18 protein-coding genes are annotated in these 19,179 nt (G+C 63.6%); 13 read left to right on the plus strand and 5 right to left on the minus strand.

Annotated features, from left to right (window positions below; translation table 11 throughout):
• Positions 1 to 10 precede the first annotated feature (10 nt).
• The gene (locus GGD61_RS11015) at positions 11 to 1,576 is read right to left on the minus strand and encodes an SUMF1/EgtB/PvdO family nonheme iron enzyme (RefSeq protein WP_092253642.1); all 1,566 of its coding nucleotides are present in this window, start codon (positions 1,574 to 1,576) and stop codon (positions 11 to 13) included.
• A gap of 302 nt (positions 1,577 to 1,878) precedes the next feature.
• Here GGD61_RS11015 and GGD61_RS11020 point away from each other — a divergent pair, with 302 nt between their 5' ends.
• The 6 genes from GGD61_RS11020 to GGD61_RS11045 all read left to right on the plus strand — a co-directional run bounded on the left by GGD61_RS11020 (position 1,879) and on the right by GGD61_RS11045 (position 4,696).
• A complete protein-coding gene (locus tag GGD61_RS11020) occupies positions 1,879 to 2,499 on the plus strand; it encodes a hypothetical protein (protein WP_018318538.1) in 621 nt (206 codons plus the stop codon).
• Positions 2,500 to 2,537: 38 nt separating this feature from the next.
• The gene (locus GGD61_RS11025) at positions 2,538 to 2,987 is read left to right on the plus strand and encodes a DsrE family protein (RefSeq protein WP_177236973.1); all 450 of its coding nucleotides are present in this window, start codon (positions 2,538 to 2,540) and stop codon (positions 2,985 to 2,987) included.
• A 248-nt stretch (positions 2,988 to 3,235) separates the two neighbouring features.
• On the plus strand, positions 3,236 to 3,559 hold the full coding sequence (locus tag GGD61_RS11030) for a helix-turn-helix transcriptional regulator (RefSeq protein ID WP_092253644.1): 324 nt from the start codon (positions 3,236 to 3,238) through the stop codon (positions 3,557 to 3,559).
• Positions 3,556 to 3,987, plus strand: coding sequence for an SRPBCC domain-containing protein (locus GGD61_RS11035; protein WP_092253645.1), 432 nt, complete (start codon positions 3,556 to 3,558; stop codon positions 3,985 to 3,987). Before GGD61_RS11030 ends, GGD61_RS11035 begins: the two co-directional genes overlap by 4 nt.
• Before the next feature lie 59 nt (positions 3,988 to 4,046).
• Positions 4,047 to 4,241, plus strand: a complete 195-nt coding sequence (locus GGD61_RS11040) for a hypothetical protein (protein WP_092253647.1) — start codon at positions 4,047 to 4,049, stop codon at positions 4,239 to 4,241.
• A gap of 14 nt (positions 4,242 to 4,255) precedes the next feature.
• Positions 4,256 to 4,696 (plus strand): DUF1801 domain-containing protein, encoded by a 441-nt coding sequence (locus GGD61_RS11045; protein ID WP_092253998.1) that lies wholly within the window; start codon positions 4,256 to 4,258, stop codon positions 4,694 to 4,696.
• A 214-nt stretch (positions 4,697 to 4,910) separates the two neighbouring features.
• On the opposite strand, the gene GGD61_RS11050 is transcribed toward GGD61_RS11045, so the two are convergent.
• From GGD61_RS11050 to GGD61_RS11065, 4 genes are all read right to left on the minus strand, one after another.
• On the minus strand, positions 4,911 to 6,449 hold the full coding sequence (locus GGD61_RS11050) for a SpoVR family protein (RefSeq protein ID WP_183230684.1): 1,539 nt from the start codon (positions 6,447 to 6,449) through the stop codon (positions 4,911 to 4,913).
• A complete protein-coding gene (locus GGD61_RS11055) occupies positions 6,446 to 7,723 on the minus strand; it encodes a YeaH/YhbH family protein (RefSeq protein ID WP_177237006.1) in 1,278 nt (425 codons plus the stop codon). Before GGD61_RS11055 ends, GGD61_RS11050 begins: the two co-directional genes overlap by 4 nt.
• Positions 7,724 to 7,742: 19 nt before the next feature.
• Positions 7,743 to 9,686 carry a PrkA family serine protein kinase gene (locus tag GGD61_RS11060; RefSeq protein ID WP_092253653.1) on the minus strand — a complete coding sequence of 648 codons (1,944 nt, stop codon included), beginning with the start codon at positions 9,684 to 9,686 and terminating at the stop codon, positions 7,743 to 7,745.
• Between the two features lie 297 nt (positions 9,687 to 9,983).
• Entirely contained in the window at positions 9,984 to 10,649 is a 666-nt protein-coding gene (locus GGD61_RS11065; RefSeq protein ID WP_183230685.1) for an STM3941 family protein, read from the minus strand.
• A gap of 303 nt (positions 10,650 to 10,952) precedes the next feature.
• On the opposite strand from GGD61_RS11065, the gene GGD61_RS11070 reads away from it, so the two are divergent.
• From GGD61_RS11070 to GGD61_RS11100, 7 genes are read left to right on the plus strand one after another with little or no spacing between them, the layout of a single operon-like run.
• Positions 10,953 to 13,802, plus strand: coding sequence for a bifunctional transaldolase/phosoglucose isomerase (locus GGD61_RS11070; protein WP_183230686.1), 2,850 nt, complete (start codon positions 10,953 to 10,955; stop codon positions 13,800 to 13,802).
• Between the two features lie 13 nt (positions 13,803 to 13,815).
• Positions 13,816 to 14,814: a phosphogluconate dehydrogenase (NAD(+)-dependent, decarboxylating) gene (gene gnd / locus GGD61_RS11075; RefSeq protein ID WP_092253659.1), complete on the plus strand. Its 999-nt coding sequence runs from the start codon at positions 13,816 to 13,818 to the stop codon at positions 14,812 to 14,814.
• A 38-nt stretch (positions 14,815 to 14,852) separates the two neighbouring features.
• Positions 14,853 to 16,364 (plus strand): glucose-6-phosphate dehydrogenase, encoded by a 1,512-nt coding sequence (gene zwf, locus GGD61_RS11080; protein ID WP_092253661.1) that lies wholly within the window; start codon positions 14,853 to 14,855, stop codon positions 16,362 to 16,364.
• Positions 16,364 to 17,113, plus strand: a complete 750-nt coding sequence (gene pgl / locus GGD61_RS11085) for a 6-phosphogluconolactonase (protein WP_177236975.1) — start codon at positions 16,364 to 16,366, stop codon at positions 17,111 to 17,113. The genes zwf and pgl overlap by 1 nt, the downstream gene beginning before the upstream one ends.
• Positions 17,100 to 17,630 (plus strand): gluconokinase, encoded by a 531-nt coding sequence (locus tag GGD61_RS11090; RefSeq protein ID WP_092253665.1) that lies wholly within the window; start codon positions 17,100 to 17,102, stop codon positions 17,628 to 17,630. Before pgl ends, GGD61_RS11090 begins: the two co-directional genes overlap by 14 nt.
• A gap of 22 nt (positions 17,631 to 17,652) precedes the next feature.
• A complete protein-coding gene (locus tag GGD61_RS11095; RefSeq protein WP_018318525.1) occupies positions 17,653 to 18,465 on the plus strand; it encodes a Cof-type HAD-IIB family hydrolase in 813 nt (270 codons plus the stop codon).
• A gap of 27 nt (positions 18,466 to 18,492) precedes the next feature.
• Entirely contained in the window at positions 18,493 to 19,170 is a 678-nt protein-coding gene (locus GGD61_RS11100) for a phytanoyl-CoA dioxygenase family protein (RefSeq protein ID WP_183230687.1), read from the plus strand.
• Positions 19,171 to 19,179 lie beyond the last annotated feature (9 nt).

Here is a 19,179-nt window from a genome sequence, read left to right on the forward strand (position 1 = left end):
ACTCCAGCACTTACGGACTGAGCGCGACGCGGAATCCATGCGTGGGGTAACGGACATTGGTGTCGTAACCATCGCGGTTGGATGGCCTCACATATCTCGCATCGTTCTTCCACGAGCCCGAGCGCAGAACGTGCGAGCTGCAGTCCCCGCCACCCCATGCCGAGCCGTCAGTGGGTGCGCCCTGATAGGTCCTGTGCCAGCAGTCCTCGACCCACTGATCGATACCGCCACCCATGTCGTGGAGGCCGAACGGATTCGGCTTGAAGCTGCCGACCTTCGCCGGCTGCTCGGCCGCGAGGTCACCGCAATCCTTGCAGCCGGCCACGCCTGGCTGAAGCTTGTCGCCCCACCAATATTTGCTCTGCGTGCCGCCGCGCGCGGCATATTCCCATTCGGCCTCGCTCGGAAGCCGGTAAGGCTTCTTCGTCGCCTGCGCGAGCCAGGCGGCATATTGCTGCGCGTCGGTCCAGCTCACATTGCCGATCGGCGCATCCTCTTTGCCGGTGGCGGTGAAGCCGCACGCCTTTGCAGCCGCGCATTCGTTCCATTCCTGCACCGTCACCGGATATTTGCCGATCGAGAACGGTTTGACCGTGACCTGGTGGACAGGACGTTCGGTCGGATCGTCATTGCTTCCCATCGCAAAGCTGCCGCCGCGAATGGGGATCATCTCGGGTTCTCGGACCGCCGTCACCGATGGAGCGGATGCCGGAGATGGTGAAGGCGATGCTGCGGGCGACGGCGTCGTTGTGGGCAACGGAGAAGCCGCGGGTGCAGCTTGAGGCGCCGGTACCGGCGGGCTCGGTAACGACGGAACGGATTGCGGCATCGGCGAAGCTGACGGCGCCGCGATCGGAGGAGCGGCAGCCTGTTGCCCCACCTGGCTGCGGTGCTGCACCAGCACGTACCAAAGCACGTAGCCGGCAATCACCAGCAATGCCATGATCAGAAGAAAGAGCAGCATGCTCTCGCGCCGGCCGCGCGTCCTGCCTACCGCGTCTGCGTCCGGCAGCACGCGATAGACGCGCACCGGATCCGTGATGTTCTTGACCTTGCGGTCTCCGAGCGACTCATAGCCGCACACCACCTTGTGCTTGATCTGCTCGTAGATCGCGCCTGAGATATAGACGTGACCGGGCTCGGCGATACCCTCGATACGTGTGGCGATGTTGACCCCGTCGCCGTAGACATCGTCCGGCTCCACGATGACGTCGCCGAGATTGACGCCGATCCGGTATTCGAGCCGTGAATGCTTGGGAAGCGGGGCGTTGCGGCCGATGAGATTCTGCTGGATGACGATGCTGCATCGAACGGCCTCGACAGGACTGTCGAAGATGGCGATGAAGCCGTCGCCCGTCGTCTTCACCAGCGTGCCATGGTGCTCGACGATGCTGGGCTGGATGATATCCCGCTCGATCCGCTTGACGCGGACATGCGTGCCCTCCTCGTCGGCCTGCATGATGCGACTGTAGGAAGCGATGTCGCCGACAATGATCGCCGCGAGGCGACGAGGCATGGGGCCGTGTGGAGGCGGCTCGTCCTGATTTCCGGATCTGAAGTTGCGAATTTCGCCCATTGCGGGGGACTCCACAAACCTACAAAGGCAGCCCCAGCTTACGACCGCTAAAGGCGATCGTCTGTGAAGGCTATCACATTGATGAAATGGAGCAATGTCGAAGGACTCGCAGGGATCGAGTTCCGGAAGGCGAAGGCGTCGCATCGGTTGAACCTTCCTCGCCCTCCCGGTGACTAACGCCGTGCCTGGAACTGTCCATCCCGCTCCGCGCTGTGATGATCATGTACGACTTGCGCGGGTTGAACGCGTCGCACCTGGGCCGCGTCTAAAGCCTACAGCTCGCTCCTGCGTTCGAGGCCATCATGAAGCTTTCTCTCCTGACTGCCCTCGCCGTTGCCGCACTCATCAGTACGGCCCACGCGGAAGAGGCCGACGACGTCCGCGAAGCCAGCAAGGCCGAAGCCGAGACCTTCAACACGCGCATGTATGCGGGCGCGCCCGGCAACAAGGCCTATGCCTGCTTCGTCCGCCGCTACGATGCGGAGCACCTGGCGCGGCATCCGAAGCAGAAGGTCGCTTCGATGAAGCTGCTGATCTCGGCCGAGTTGGACAAGGAAGACAAGGAGCTGCACAATTCCTTCCGCCTCGGTTTCAGGTACCGCCATCGCTCCGGCGATTTCGACTCCAGCGGTTCTTGCAACCACGCCGTATTCACCAAGGACGGCAACGAGGTTCGCCTCGGTTGCGGTGTCGATTGCGAAGGCGGTGGCATCGGCGTTGCGCTGTCCAAAGACGACAAGTCGACGATCGTGCGGCTCGAACGGGTCCGGGTCTGGCAGAACAACAAGCCGGATGACGAGGCCGAGCGGTCGCTGGTCGGCGGTGCCGACGACAGGATCTTTCGGCTTGATCGCACCGACAACAGCGAGTGCGCTTCGCTGGTGACCGACCGCAAGGAACTCGCCGCGCTCCGCCACAAATGATGATATGTCTCCGGCAAAGTCAGTCGAGGGAGATCGCCATGAACCGGCGGAACATCTTGTGGAGCGCAATCTCGGCCCTCGGCGCGGCATTCGGTGCCTCCGGCGCGAAAGCCGCGACGGGAGCGGGCGCGGGCAACAAGCTGAAAGTGGTCTACCATCTCAGCGATGCCGAGAAGGTCAACTTCGTGCTCGGCAACATCCAGAACCACATCGACGGTGTCGGCGGTCCTGATCACGTCACGATCGCGCTGGTGATCCACGGGCCGGCGCTGAAGGCATTCTACTCGGCGCAGGCGAACCCCGACATCAGCAAGCGCGTCGGCGAATTCTCCAAGGACGGCGTCGAGCTCGCCGCGTGCGGCAACACGATGAAGGCGCAGAACGTGACGTTGACCGAGCTGCTACCGGGCTTCGTCAGCGCGGAAAAGGGCGGCGTGGTTCGTTTGGCTGAGCTGCAGTCGCAGGGGTATCTTTATCTGCGGCCGTAGGGGCTGCTTCTTACCCACACGACAAGTGCACTCCCTCCCCCGCCTGCGAGGGTTGGGGAGAGGGTGGCTCCGCAGAGGGACAATCCCCTAGAGGAAAAAGCCCTCACCCGGCGCGCGGGTCGATGCTTTGCATCGCCCGGAGGTAAGGCGGAGCTCGTAGCGCCCTCCAAACTCATCCTCATCCCGCTTGACTCACCCATAACCTCGCGGTTATGAGTTAACCCATAACTTCCTGGTTATGGATTCCCATGTCTCTCGCCCCCGACCTCCTGTTCCGGACGCTCGCCGACCCCACAAGGCGGGCGATCTTCGAGCGGCTGTGCCGCGAGGGGGAGCAGACGGTCGGGGCCCTGACCGCGAGATCCGGCGTTTCCCAGCCGGCCGTCTCGAAACATCTCGGCGCGTTGAAGCTGGCCGGCCTCGTGCGGGACCGCCATGAGGGGCGGCAGACCCACTACAGCGCGCAGCCCGGCGCACTCGATCCGCTGCGCGACTGGACCAGCCAGATGACCGGATTCTGGCAGAGGCGGCTCGACGCACTCGACGATCTCCTGAAGAGGATGGACCAATGACCGAAGCCTCAAGCGAAACACGCTCCGTCGTCGTCGAGCGCGAATTCGCCTTCCCGGCCGAGCGGCTCTGGCGCGCGCTGACGCAGCCGCATCTGATCGAGGAATGGCTGATGAAGAACGACTTCAAGCCGTCAGTCGGTCATCGCTTCAATCTTCGCGGTGAATGGGGCGGCGTGCTGGACTGCGAGGTGCTCACCATCGAGCCGCAGAAGACGCTCGCCTACACCTGGAATTTCTCGCATGAGGACGCCGCGTTCAACCTCAGGAGCGTCGTGACCTTCACGCTGACGCCGACCGGCGCGGGCACTCACCTACGCGTCGAGCAGGCGGGCTTCAGCCCGACGCAAAAGCAGGCTTACGGCGGCGCGCATGCCGGCTGGAAGCAGTTCCTTGCCAAGCTGGACGAGGTGCTGGCGCGGGTTGAATAGCCCCGGCCGGCCGTATCCATTCCAATCATTTTGAGAAGGAGACCCCAGTGAGTACAGACATGTGGATTCGTCAGATCCATCGCTGGTTGTCGATGGCTTTCACGCTCGCCGTCATCGCCAACATCGTCGCCATGACCATGCAGCTCCAGGCGGTCTGGATCGGCTTCCTGGCGCTCGTCCCGCTGATCCCGCTGCTGGCGACCGGGCTCTATCTGTTCGCGCTGCCCTATATCGGCCGCCGCGGCAACGCGTGATGCGAGGCGAGACGATGAAGAAGGCAGTAGCAGCGAAGAAGAGCAGCACGAAAGACGCGACTGGGCCGTCGCCCTCCAAGCTGATCGACGGCAGGATCAAGGAGCTCGGCGACTGGCGCGGCGAAATGCTGGCGCGGGTCCGCGGCCTGATCAAGCAGGCCGATCCTGAGGTCGTCGAGGAATGGAAATGGCGCGGCGTTCCCGTCTGGGAGCACGACGGCATCATCTGCACCGGCGAGACCTACAAGGAAGTGGTGAAGATGACCTTTGCCAAGGGCGCCGCGCTGGACGACCCGGCCGGCCTGTTCAATTCCAGCCTCGACGGCAACGTGCGGCGCGCGATCGACATTCGCGAAGGCGAGAAGATCAACGAGAAGGCGTTGAAGGCGCTGATCCGCGCGGCGGTTGAGCTGAATGGGTCGAAGAAGAAGGCGGCGAAGAAGCGGCCGGCGTAGAACAGCCGTTATCCAGCCGCGAATCTCTTCCTTCTTCCCTTGTGGGAGAAGGTGGCACGAAGCGCCGGATGAGGGGTCTCCTTCGACACGTAAAGGTGCGGAGAGATACCCCTCACCCAAGCGAGCTTGTATCTTCCGGCGTCGCCGCCCTCTCCCACAAGGGGCGAGGGCACATCAACGCGCATCTCGCCTTATTGCCGCGCAGACGGCAGCCTCAAGCCACCGCCGCCGGGATCGGACGCGGGCTCACGACGTATTCGCGCATGACCTTGTCGTTGGCATCGACCTCGATCAGTGCGACGTCGTAGGTCCAGAGATCGGCCAGGTGCTGCAACACCCGCTTGGCATCGGTCTCGTTGAGTTGCGAGCCTTTGATGACGTGGTGGTGCAGGATCAGCCGGCGGTCGCCGGAGAGATCGACGTCGACCACCTCGATATTGGCGTCGATGAAGCCGACATCATGCTGCCGTGCCAGCTCGCGGCGGACGCGGCGGAAGCCGCGCTCGTCGTGGATGGCATCGACCCGGATGCCGGCGCGCTCCTCGGGATCGTCGTGCAGATGGAACATGCGGAAGTGCCGCATCAGCTTCGGGCTCAGGAACTGGGCGATGAAGCTTTCGTCGCGGTAGTTGGCCCAGACGTCGCGCAGCACGCCCATCACGTCGCCCTTGCCGGCGATGTCGGGGAACCATTCGCGGTCCTCGTCCTCCGGTTTGGCGACGATGCGCTCGATGTCCTGCATCACGGCAAAGCCGAGCGCATAGGGGTTGAATCCGGAGAAGCGCGGGTCGTCGAATTCGGGCTGGAACACCACATTGGTGTGCGATCCCAGGAATTCGAGGAAATTGCCGTCGGTGATGCGGCCCTGCTCGTGCAGCTTGGTCATGATGCGATAGTGGACGTAAGTCGCCGTCCCCTCGTTCATCACCTTGGTCTGGCTCTGCGGATAGAAATATTGCGCGATGTGGCGGACGATGCGCAGCAGCTCGCGTTGCCACGGCGCCAGTCGCGGCGCACTCTTCTCCAGGAAATAGAGCAGGTTTTCCTGCGGCAGGCCGAGCAGCTTGCGGCGGCGCTCGATGCTGAGCGCGGACCGGCTCTTGGCCGCGCCCTTGGGGACGGTGCGCCAGAGGTCGTTGAAGACCTCCTCCTCGTGCTGGCGACGGCGCCCTGCCCGCTTCTCTTCGGCCCGCAGATCCAGCTTCTTCTTGCCGGGATAGCGGTCGATGCCGTGCGACATCAGCGCATGCGCGGCATCGAGCGTCCGCTCGACCTCGACGCGGCCGTAGCGCTCCTCGCATTGCATGACATACGTCTTGGCGAAGTCGAGATAATCCAGGATGCCGTCGGCGTCAGTCCACTGCTTGAACAGGTAATTGTTCTTGAAGAAGTGGTTGTGACCGAAAGCGGCGTGCGCGATCACCAGGGTCTGCATCGTCGCCGTGTTCTCCTCCATCAGATAGGAGATGCAGGGCGAGGAGTTGATCACGATCTCATAGGCGAGCCCCATCAGGCCCTTGCGATAGGACGCCTCATGGTAAGCGAATTGCTTGCCGAACGACCAGTGCTTGTAGAACAGCGGCATGCCGACGGAGGAGTAGGCATCCAGCATCTGCTCGGCGGTGATGACCTCGATCTGGTTCGGATAGACGTCGAGCCCGAGATCCTTCGTCGCCACCGCCTCGCAGGCATCGGTGATGCGCTGCAAGGTGTGGAAATCCCAATCCGCGCCTTCGAACAATCGTTCCGTCATGGAGCGGCTTTCTCCTGGGCAGTTTCGCGGCGCTGGAACAGATCGTGGAACACCGGAAAGATCTCGCTGCGCTCGCTGACCTTGCGCATCGAGAGCGGTGCGCCGCTGTTGCGCAGGCGGTCGTAGAGAGTCCAAAGCGAGGAGTCGGAGAGATCGAAGGCGCTGCCGCCGGATTCCCCGACCTCGAGATAGGCAAAGAACTGACAGACCGGCAGGATCTTGTCGGTCAGCAGCAGCCCCGTGAGCTCGCCGTCGGAATAGGAATTGTCGCCGTCGGAGGCCTGCGCGGCGTAGATGTTCCAGTCCGACGGATTGAAGCGCTCGCGCACGATCTCGTGCATCGCCTGCAGCGCGCTCGAGACCAGCGTGCCGCCCGAGGCCGGGCCATAGAAGAAGGTCTGCTCGTCGACCTCCTCGGCGCGGTCGGTGTGGCGGATGAAGACGATCTCGACATGCTTGTAGCGGCGCTTCAGGAACACGTAGAGCAGCATGTAAAAGCGCTTGGCGAGATCCTTCATGTGCTCGGACATCGAGCCCGACACGTCCATCAGGCAGAACATCACCGCCTGCGCCACCGGCTTCGGCACCGTCTCGAAGCGGCGGTAGCGGATGTCGAGCGGATCGATGAAGGGAATCCGCTTGGTCTTCGCCTTCAGCTTCTCAAGCTGGGCGAGAAGCACCTCAAGCTCGTCCTCGTCGGTGCAGGCGGCGATCGCGGCTTCCAGTTCCTCGATCTCCTCCTTGCGGGGACGCTTGAGCGCGATGCGGCGGGCGAGCGCCAGCTTCACCGTCCGGCTCACCGAGATGTTGGCGGGCGAGCCCGACGTGGTGTAGCCGGCGCGCTGAATGCCCTCGCTCTCGGTCTGCGCGATCTTGCGCTTGGCCAGATCCGGCAGCTCGAGATCGTCGAGGAAGAGATCGACGAACTCGTCGCGGGAGAGCACGAAGCGGAAGGCATCCTCGCTGTCGCCTTCGCCCGGGCCGGAATTCTTGGCGCTGCCCTGGCCGGAGCGCTGCAGATAGTCCCCCTCGATGAACTTCTTGTTCCCGGGCAGCACCATGTCGCGCGTTCCGCCTTCGCGGCGGAAGCGCGGCTCGTGCATGCCGTCGAGCGGGATCGTGACCTCACCACCCTCCAGGACGTCCTTGATGTCGCGTTCCTGCGAGGTCTTCTTGACGGCGCCCTGCACCAGGGATTTGGCCCGACGCAAGAACCGCTGGCGGTTCTCAAGACTCTTGCCGCCTGGATTCAGGCGCCTGTCAATAATGTGAATGGGCACTTTACCATCCGCCTCAACCGGCCTGCTTCACACGCATGTACCATTCGACGAGCCGGCGAACCTGACGCTCGGTGTAGCCACGCTCCACCATGCGTGCGACGAACTCGCCGTGCTTCTTCTCCGTCTCGCCGTCCTTCTTCGATCCGAAAGAGATGACCGGAAGCAGGTCCTCGACTTGCGAGAATATCCTCTTTTCGATCACGTCGCGAATCTTCTCGTAGGAGGTCCAGGTCGGATTTTTGCCACCGTGCTGGGCCCGCGAGCGTAACGAGAATTTGACGACCTCGTTGCGGAAGTCCTTGGGGTTGGCGATGCCCGCCGGCTTCTCGATTTTGGTCAGCTCCTGGTTCAAAAGCTCGCGATCGAGCAGCTGGCCGGTGTCGGGATCCTTGAAGTCCTGGTCCTCGATCCAGGCGTCGGCATAGTCGACGTAGCGGTCGAACAGATTCTGGCCGTAATCCGAGTAGGATTCGAGATAGGCCTTCTGGATTTCGTTGCCGATAAACTCGGCGTAGCGCGGCGCCAGATCCGCCTTGATGAATTCGAGATAGCGCTTCTCGACTTCCTCCGGCAGCTGCTCCCGGCGGATCGACTGCTCCAGTGCGTACATCAGATGCACGGCGTCGGCGGCGACCTCCTGCGGATCGTGGTTGAAGGTCGCAGCCAGGATCTTGAAGGCGAAGCGGGTGGAGACGCCGTCCATGCCCTCGTCGACACCGGCGGCGTCGCGATATTCCTGGACGCTGCGCGCCTTCGGATCGGATTCCTTCAGGCTCTCGCCGTCGTAGACCCGCATCTTGCCGAACAGGGTGGAGTTCTCGTGCTTGCGCAGGCGCGACATCACCGAGAACCGCGCCAGCGTCTCCAGCGTCGAAGGCGCGCAAGGCGCCGACGCGAGCTCGGAGCCCTGGATCAGCTTCTCGTAGATCTTCTGCTCCTCGGTGACGCGCAGGCAGTAAGGCACCTTGATCACGCAGATGCGGTCGATGAAGGCTTCGTTGTTCTTGTTGGCCTTGAAGCTCGCCCACTCGGCCTCGTTGGAGTGCGCGAGGATGACGCCGGTGAACGGGATCGCGCCGATGTTCTCGGTGCCGATATAGTTGCCCTCCTGCGTCGCGGTCAGCAGCGGGTGCAGCATCTTGATCGGCGCCTTGAACATCTCGACGAACTCGAGCACGCCCTGGTTGGCGCGGTTGAGGCCGCCGGAATAGCTGTAGGCGTCGGGATCGTTCTGTGCGTAGGTCTCGAGCTTGCGGATATCGACCTTGCCGACCAGCGAGGAGATGTCCTGGTTGTTCTCGTCACCGGGCTCGGTCTTGGAGATCGCAATCTGGCGCAGCCGCGACGGCTGGATTTTTGCGACACGAAACTGGGAGATATCGCCGCCGAAGGCTTCCAGCCGCTTGTAGCACCACGGGCTCATCAGGCCGGTGAGACGACGGCGCGGAATGCCGTATTTCTCTTCCAGCATCGGCCCGAGATGATCGGGATCGAACAGGCTGAGCGGGCTCTCGAACACCGGCGAGAGCTCGTCGCCGGCCTTGAGCACGTAGATCGGATGCACTTCCATCAGCGACTTCAACCGCTCGGCGAGCGAGGATTTGCCGCCGCCGACCGGCCCGAGCAGATAGAGGATCTGCTTGCGCTCCTCCAGGCCCTGCGCCGCATGGCGGAAGAAACCAACGATGCGCTCGATGGTTTCTTCCATGCCGTAGAAGCCGGCGAAGGCCGGATAGGTGCGGATCGTGCGGTTCAAAAAAATACGGCCAAGGCGTGGGTCCTTGGCCGTGTCAATCGTCTGGGGCTCGCCGATCGCCGCTAGTAGTCGTTCGGCCGCGTTCGCGTATTTCATGGGATCGCTTCGACACGATTCCAGATATTCCGCCATCGACATGTCGTGCTGGCTTCTCGCCTCGAACGACCGAGCGAAAGCGTTGAATAGAGAATCGTTGTACATGATCCCTCTCCGCGTGAGTTCCGCTACAAGCTGAAACGAAAGCAGTTACCGGACCGTTCCTCAGGCCGTTTCGAATCAGCGTGAGCACATGACGATCATTGGACACCCGGGTGCCGACACCACGCAACGCACAACGTAGGCACTCGTTGAGTTACGAACAGGCACCTGCCCGTATTTTGTGCGAATCTCTGTCTATATTGGCTCATTTCCAGAAAATGTCACTCAGTCGCAACATCCGGGCGTTACCGGGGATGAGTCCATCCGGCGTTGCAGCATAGCGATCTGCGAGCGGCGATCTTATGACGCTTGTACGGCGAAGCCTTGAGCGCCGCCTTGGTTTCCACCTTGGGTGCCGCGTTCATCTTCCTGCTGCAATGCGGCGCGCGGAGTGCTGGCAGCGTGACAGTCGCGGCAAGCGCGCAGCAATGTATCAAAATCGGTCGCCAGGCCGTCCGACAGGATGACGATACGATCGTTTCGCACGCAACGGGCCAAATCGCGGATGCCGCAGAGCTGCTGCTGCAAGGCCGGCGTCGGCGTCAGCACGATCATCTTGTGGCCGCGGCTTTCCTCAGCCGAAATCTCTGCAATCGAATCCCACGGCAGAAATTCATTGCCGATGCGGAGATCGCGGATGCCGTAGGGGGTGACGACCACCACCGCCCCCCGTTCGGCGGGCAGCATCCAGATCAGCCAACAGGTCACCAGGCCGAACAGCGCGACGCCGGCATAGCCGAGCGTCGTGTCGTAGTCGCCCAAACCGTCCCACAAGTCGAAGGCGAGGCTGGCGCTGAGCAGGGTCATCGCAAAGCCAGCCGCGACCAGCAGCCGCAACCGCGTCGCGCATCGCCTGATTTCGAGATCGCGGGATGCGTCGATGGTCATGGCAGATTGCTGGCTGTCGGCAACACCAAACGCCAGACCTTCAGGATGGGCGTGCATGCTCTTCCCCAGCATGGCCATTCGCGGCCGAACCACGATGCACCAGACGGACCGGAATCCGCTGATGGCACTCCACGCAGCCACTGGCTGACGACGAAGCGGCCGGCGTTACGCAACGAGACCCGGCCGAACCTTCGGCCAACGACTTTTTACGCAACAACCGCTACTCCCGCCCGAATCGCCATGATCGCGACGGAGTTACACTGGAGGTATGACGCCTGTACCCTTGATTGGTTCCCTCCCGGGTGCATGTAAGCTAGAGGATAGCGCGTCAGGACCGGCGCGGAAACCCCTCGCCCGCAGGCTTGGAGATAAATAAGCATCATGAATCCCGTCAAAGAACTGGAAAAGCACGGACAAGCCGTCTGGCTGGACTTCCTGGCCCGCGGCTTCATCGCCAAGGGCGACCTGAAGCGGCTGATCGAGACCGATGGCGTCAAGGGCGTCACCTCCAACCCCTCGATCTTCGAGAAGGCGATCGGCAGCTCGGACGAGTATGACGCCCCGATCGGCAAGGCGCTGAAGCGCGGCGACCGGACCGTGGCCGACCTGTTCGAGGCCGTCGCGATCGAGGACATCCAGAATGCAGCCGACGTGCTGCGCCCGGTCTATGACCGCCTCGAGGGCGGCGACGGCTATGTCAGCCTGGAGGTCTCGCCCTATCTCGCCATGGACACATCAGGCACGGTCGCTGAGGCTCGCCGGCTCTGGAAGGATGTTGGTCGCAAGAACCTGATGGTGAAGGTGCCGGCGACGCCGGAAGGCCTGCCGGCGATCGAGCAGCTGATCGGAGACGGCATCAGCATCAACATCACGCTGCTGTTCTCCAAGGCGGTCTACCTCCAGGTGGCCGAAGCCTACATCGCCGGCCTCGAAAAATACGTCGCAGGCGGCGGCGACCCCTCGCATGTCGCGAGCGTGGCCAGCTTCTTCGTCAGCCGTATCGACAGCGTGGTCGACAAGCAGCTCGACGACAAGATCGCCCGCGCCAACGATCCGTCCGAGAAGGAGCGGCTCGCCGCGCTCAAGGGCAAGATCGCGATCGCCAACGCCAAGGTCGCCTACCAGGACTACAAGCGCCTGTTCTCGGGTCCCCGCTGGGACAAGCTCGCCGCCAAGGGCGCCAAGCCGCAGCGGATGCTGTGGGCCTCGACCGGCACCAAGAACAAGGATTACAGCGACGTCCTCTATGTCGAGGAGCTGATCGGTCCAGACACCATCAACACCGTGCCGCCGGCAACGCTGGATGCGTTCCGCGACCACGGCAAGCCGCGCGACAGCCTGGAAGAGAACGTCGAGGACGCCTACCGCGTGCTGGAAGAGCTGGAGCGCTCCGGCGTCTCGCTGGACGCCATCACCGAGGAGCTCGTCAAGGACGGCGTCAAGCTGTTCGCGGACGCCGCCGACAAGCTCTACGGCGCCGTCGCCCACAAGCGCGCCACGGTGCTTGGGCCCGCGCTGGACCGCCAGTCTCTCTCGCTCGGCGACGGGCTCGACAAGGCCGTAACCAAGAGCACGGAGGAATGGCGGGCGTCCGCGAAAATCCGCAGGCTGTGGCAGCGCGACAAGTCGGTCTGGACCGGCACGGACGAGGACAAATGGCTCGGCTGGCTCGACAGCGCCGCCAAGGCCGACGTCGCCGATTACGAGGACTACGCCGGCCGCGTGAAGGGGCAGAAGTTCTCCGACGCCGTCGTGCTCGGCATGGGCGGATCGAGCCTCGGGCCGGAGGTGCTGGCCGAGACTTTCGGGAAAAAGCCCGGCTTCCCGAAGCTGCATGTGCTGGATTCCACCGATCCGGCGCAGGTGCGGGCGATGGAGGCCCGGATCGACATCTCCAACACCGTGTTCATCGTCTCCAGCAAGTCCGGCGGCACCACCGAGCCGAACGCGATGAAGGACTATTTCCATGAGCGCGTTGCGCAAGCACTCGGCCCGAAGGCGAAGACCGGCTTCCGCTTCATCGCGGTGACCGATCCCGGCTCATCGCTGGAGAAGGCCGCCAAGAAGCTGAACTACGCCCGCATCTTCCATGGCGAGCCCTCGATCGGCGGGCGCTATTCCGTGCTGTCGCCATTCGGCCTCGTGCCGGCGGCGACCGCCGGCATCGACGTCAAGACCTTCGTCAAGCATGCGCTGGCCATGGCGCGCTCCTGCGGACCGGACGTGCCGCCGAGCGAAAACCCGGGCGTGCAGCTTGGCCTTGCCATCGGCCTCGCTGGCCTCGAAGGCCGCGATAAGGTGACGATCCTGTCGTCGAAGAAGATCGCCGATTTCGGCGCCTGGGCCGAGCAGCTCATCGCGGAATCGACCGGCAAGGAAGGCAAGGGCCTGATCCCGATCGAGGGCGAGCCGCTGGGCGATCCTTCCGTCTACGGCAACGATCGGTTCTTCATCGACATCCGCGTCGAGGGCGAAGCGGATGCCGCCCATGACTCCAAGCTTGCCGCGATCGAAGCGGCCGGCCACCCCGTCGTGCGCATCGTGATGAAGTCGATCGACCATCTCGGCCAGGAGTTCTTCCGCTTCGAGATGGCGACCGCTGTGGCGGGCTCGATCCTCGGCATCAACCCGTTCGACCAGCCGGACGTAGAAGCCGCCAAGATCAAGACCCGCGAGCTCACGGCGTCGTTCGAGAAGACCGGCGCCTTGCCGGAAGAGCAGCCGGTGGTCAGCACCGATGAGGCCGATCTCTACACCGACGAGGCCAACGCCACCGCGCTGCGCGCCGCCGGCGCCAACGGCGACCTCGCCTCGTGGCTCAAGGCGCATCTGTCGCGCTCCGGCGACGGCGATTACGTCGCCCTGCTCGGCTACATCGCCCGGGACAAGGTGACCATCGACGCGCTTCAGGCCATGCGGCTAGAGGTCCGCGAGAAGCGGCAGGTCGCGACCTGCGCCGAGTTCGGACCGCGCTTCCTGCACTCCACCGGGCAGGCCTACAAGGGCGGGCCCGACAGCGGCGTGTTCCTCCAGATTACCGCCGATGATGCCAAGGACCTGGCGGTGCCGGGCCAGAAGGCCAGCTTCGGCATGATCAAGGCGGCGCAGGCACGCGGCGATTTCGACGTGCTCACCGAACGCGGCCGGCGCGCGCTACGCGTGCACCTCAAGGGCGGACTCAAGAAGGGTCTCGCGGCACTCAATGCGGCACTCAACGACGCGCTGAACTAAGGGAATATCGCAGATGCAACTCGGCATGATCGGCCTCGGCCGAATGGGCGGCAACATCGTTCGCCGCCTGATGCGCCAGGGACACTCGACCGTGGTCTATGACAAGGACGCCAAGGCCGTAGCTAGCCTTGCCGCGGACGGTGCGGTCGGCTCCTCGACGCTCGAAGACTTCATCTCGAAGCTTGAGCGGCCGCGCACGGCCTGGGTGATGCTGCCTGCGGGGCACATCACCCAGACCACGATCGACACCATCGCGGGCGTGATGCAGCCAGGCGACGTCATCATCGATGGCGGCAACACCTTCTGGCAGGACGATGTCCGCCGCGGCAAGGCGCTGAAGGAACGCGGCATCCACTATGTCGACGTCGGCACATCGGGCGGTGTCTGGGGCCTCGACCGCGGCTATTGCATGATGATCGGCGGCGAGAAGCAGGTGGTCGACCGGCTCGATCCGATCTTCGCCGCGCTGGCGCCCGGCGCCGGCGACATTCCACGCACGGAAGGACGCGAGGGCCGCGATCCCCGCATCGAGCAGGGTTACATCCATGCCGGCCCGGTCGGCGCCGGCCACTTCGTCAAGATGATCCACAACGGCATCGAATACGGCCTGATGCAGGCCTATGCCGAAGGTTTCGACATCCTCAAGAACGCCAACATCGCGGCTCTCCCGGCAGATCACCGCTACGATTTCGATCTCGCCGACATCGCCGAAGTGTGGCGGCGCGGCAGCGTGATCCCGTCCTGGCTGCTCGATCTCACCTCGACGGCGCTCGCCGACAGCCCGCAGCTGGCGGAATATTCCGGCTTCGTCGAAGATTCCGGCGAAGGACGCTGGACCGTGAACGCGGCGATCGACGAGGCCGTGCCGGCCGAAGTTTTGACCGCGGCGCTCTACACACGTTTCCGTTCCCGCCAGGAACACACCTTCGCCGAAAAAATTCTCTCCGCGATGCGCGCAGGTTTTGGCGGTCACAAGGAGCCGAAGCAGCCGGGCGCCGCGAAGCCCAAATAAGAGCTCAGTAAGCGTAACTAAGCGAAGGCCGACAATTCGTGACAAAAGACCCGCAAGTAAAGCGCAAGCCGGAAAATTGCGCCTTCGTCATCTTTGGCGTGACCGGCGACCTCACTCATCGGCTGGTGATGCCGTCGCTCTACAATCTGGCGGCCGAGCATCTGTTGCCGGAAAAGTTCTGCGTCGTCGGCGTGGCCCGCAGGGGGCAGTCGGATGACGAACTGCGCAACAGCCTGTTGAAGGGACTGCGCCAGTTCGCGACCCGTCCCGTGGACGACGACATCGCAAAGAAGCTGCTGGAATGCGTGACCTTCGTCGAGGCCGATCCGAAGGACCCGCCGTCGTTCGATCGCCTGCGCGAGCACCTGGATTCGCTGGAATGCGCGCAGGATACTGGCGGCAACCGGCTGTTCTATCTGGCAACGCCGCCCACTGCGTTCGCACCGACGGCGCGCGAGCTCGGCCGCACCGGCATGATGAAGGAGAACGGCGCCTGGCGGCGGCTCGTGATCGAAAAGCCGTTCGGGACCGACCTCGCCTCGGCCAAGGCGCTGAACGCCGAGTTGCTGAAGATCATGGACGAGCACCAGATCTACCGGATCGATCATTATCTCGGCAAGGAGACCGTGCAGAACATCCTGGTGCTGCGCTTTGCCAACGGCATGTTCGAGCCGATCTGGAATCGCAACCACATCGATCACATCCAGATCACCGTGGAAGAGAAGCTCGGCGTCGGCCATCGCGGCGGCTTCTACGATGCCACCGGCGCGCTGCGCGACATGGTGCCGAACCACCTGTTCCAACTGATGTCGCTGGTGGCGATGGAGCCGCCGGCGCGCTTCGACGCCCATTCCGTGCGCTCCGAGAAGGCCGAGGTGCTCACGTCGATCCAGCAGCCGAGCCGCGAGGATGCGCTGCAAAACTCGGTCCGCGCGCAATATCTCGCGGGCCGCGTCGGCGACGACGATATCCCGGACTACCACAAGACCCAGGACGTCAAGCCCGGCAGCAGCACCGAAACCTTTGTTGCGCTGAAACTGATGATCGACAATTGGCGCTGGGCCGGCGTGCCGTTCTATTTGCGCACCGGCAAGGCGCTGGGCCACAAGCGCACCGAAGTCGCGATCAAGTTCAAGCAGGCGCCGCTGTCGATGTTCTCAGGCACGACCGTCGATCGCCTGTCGCAGAATTTTCTCACCATCGGCATTGCGCCGACCGAGACCATCGAGCTGCAGTTCAACGCCAAGATCCCGGGGCCGAGCGTCACCATCGACGGCGTCGAGATGAAATTCCGCTACGGCGATTATTTCCGGGCCGATCCCTCGACCGGCTACGAGACGCTGATCTACGACTGCATGATCGGCGACAACATCCTGTTCCAGCGCGCCGACGGCATCGAGGCCGGATGGCAGGCAGTGCAGCCGTTCCTGGACGCCTGGAAAAGCGCGGGCACCAACGGCATCGAGACCTATGAAGCCGGCAGCGACGGCCCGGCCTGCGCCGACGAGCTGCTCCGGCGCGACGGACGAAGCTGGCGGAAATTTTCGTGATGGCGGCGGCCGGACTGCCGGAGCTGATCGTCGCGGCCGACGCCGGGGCGCTGGCGCAAGCCGCGGCCGAACGGGTGATGGTGCGGATCAAGGCCAACCCCTCGCGCATCGCGATCTGCCTCACCGGCGGCTCCAGCCCGAAAAAGCTCTATCAATTGCTCGGCAGCGAGCCCTGGCGCGGCAAGATCCCGTGGGACCGCGTGCACTGGTTCATCGGCGACGAACGCTTCGTGCCTGAGAGCGATCCGCTCAACAACATGGCGGTCGCGCGCGCGGCCTTTCTCGACCGCAATGCGCCCTCCGGCCATATCCACCCGATCCCGACCACGGCTGACAATCCGGACCGAAGCGCCGAGGCCTATGCGCGCGAGCTGCAGGCCTTCTACGGTTCTGAAAATCTCGATCCGGCGCGGCCGTTGTTCGACTTGGTCCTGATGGGCGCCGGCCCCGACGGCCACACCGCCTCGCTCTTCCCGGGCTTCCCCGAAATCGAGGAGACCGAACGCTGGGTGGTCGGGGTGCCCAAGGCCAATGTCGCGCCTTTCGTGCCGCGGATCTCGCTCACTTTGCCCGCTCTGGCGTCCTGCCGCGAAATGCTGTTCGAGATTGCCGGGCATGACAAGCAGCCGATCTTGACGCGCCTCGTCAATGGCGAGACTCTGCCGGCCTTACGCGCGCGCTCGAATGGTGAGACCGTCTGGCTGGTCGACAGGGCCGCGCTTCCGGAGGGAATTCGTGGCGGGCGTTGAAGCACCTTGTGCATTGATCGTGATGGGCGTGTCGGGTTCGGGCAAGAGCACGGTTGCGGAAGCACTCGGCGAGCGGCTCGGTTGGCGCTTCGAGGACGGCGACGGCTTTCATCCCGCCAGCAATGTCGAGAAGATGCGGGCCGGCCATCCCCTCACCGACGAGGACCGCTGGCCCTGGCTCAACGCCATCGCCGACGAAATCGCACAGGTTTGCGACAAGGGCGGGCATATCATCATCGCCTGCTCGGCGCTGAAGCACACCTATCGTGACGTGCTGCTGCGTGGACGCGACGACGTCCGCTTCGTGTTCCTGAAGGGAACCAAGGAGCTGATCGCCGAACGGCTGGCGCAGCGCAAGGGGCATTTCATGCCGCCTGGGCTACTGACGAGCCAGTTCGACACGCTGGAGCCGCCGGAGGCGGGCGAGCACGTCATCACCGTCTCGATCGACGAAACCGTCGAAGCGATCGTGGACGGCGTGGTGCGGCAGCTGAAACTGGGTACTGCGAAACGCTGAGGCAAAACCGTTAGGTCCTGTCATGACGCAAATCTCACTCGTAGTGTCCGACGTCGACGGCACGCTGCTGACCAAGGACAAGACGCTGACGGAACGCGCGAGGAGTGCGGTGCAGCGGCTGCACAAGGCCGGCATCGGCTTCACCATCACCTCCAGCCGTCCCGCCATCGGCATGCGCTTCCTGATCGAGCCGCTGGCGCTCTGGCTGCCGGTCGGCCCGTTCAACGGCTCCTCGATCGTCGATCCGGAGATGCGGCCGGTCGAGCAGCACCTAATCCCGGCCAGCGCGGCCGAGCGGTCCTTGCAGATCCTCCGCAAGTTCGGCGCCGACATCTGGCTGTTCACCACCGACAAGTGGCTGATCGACAACCCCAGCGGTAAATACGTCGCGCACGAGCAGCATACGATCCGCTCCGATCCCACCATCGTGACGGACTTTTCGCCTTACCTTTCGAGCGCCTGCAAGATCGTCGGCGCCAGCGCCGACGCCGCCAGGCTCGAGGCTTGCGAGAAGGCGATGCAGGAGGCGCTAGGCAACGAGGCAACGGCAGTGCGCTCGCAGACCTATTATCTCGACATCACCCCGCCCGGCTTCAACAAGGGCACCTTCGTCGAGGCGATGGCCAGGCGCCTGGGCATTGCGACCGGCGCCGTCGCCACCATCGGCGACATGCAGAACGACCTTGCGATGTTCGCCGTCAGCGGCATCTCGATCGCCATGGGCAACGCCACCGACAACGTCAAGGACCAGGCGACGCACGTCACCGCGAGCAACGAGCAGGATGGTTTTGCCGAAGCGATGGAGATGATCTTGAAGCGGAATGGGGTGGGCTGAGCGATCGGCCTAATTCGGTGTGCGATCTTGGGAATTGAACATCTCACTCTTCTGGATGATGGCGCGCAGCTATTCCGGCGGGCGCTGACCTCAGATGCGGTGAGCCAGCTCAAGGCAATCCTGTCCCATCTGCCGCCTGACCACGCGGGCCTGAGACTAAGAGGCGTCGACGGCCTCGCGCCCTTCCTGGCCACGAGCGGAGATATCGGAAGCTGTGCCGCGTCGGCGCTTGGAGAAGCCTGCCGCCCGGTCAGGGCCATCCTGTTCGACAAGACGGCTGCGACGAACTGGGCTTTGGGCTGGCATCAGGATCGCACGATCGCCGTGAAAGCGCGCGTACCGGTCGACGGCTTCGAAACATGGAGCGTCAAGAGCGGCATGCAACACGTCGAGCCGCCCTTCGCATTGCTATCGGGTATGGTAACTCTGCGAGTTCATATTGATCCTGTCCCGGCAAGCAATGCGCCGCTTCTGATCGCGCCCGGATCGCATAAGCTTGGGCGGATTGCCGAGGAGGACGTAAAGGACGTCGTCCGGCATTGTGGCACCATCGCGTGTGTGGCCGAGGCAGGCGATATCTGGCTCTACGCGACGCCGATTCTCCATGCATCGGAGGCGGCGACCACTCCGATGCATCGCCGCGTCCTGCAAGTCGACTTTGCCGTAGGCGAGCTTGCGGGCGGCCTAGAGTGGCTCGGGGTCTAGGGGCAAGCG

The sequence above is a fragment of the Bradyrhizobium sp. SBR1B genome (genome assembly GCF_014198205.1).
Lineage (GTDB): Bacteria > Pseudomonadota > Alphaproteobacteria > Rhizobiales > Xanthobacteraceae > Bradyrhizobium.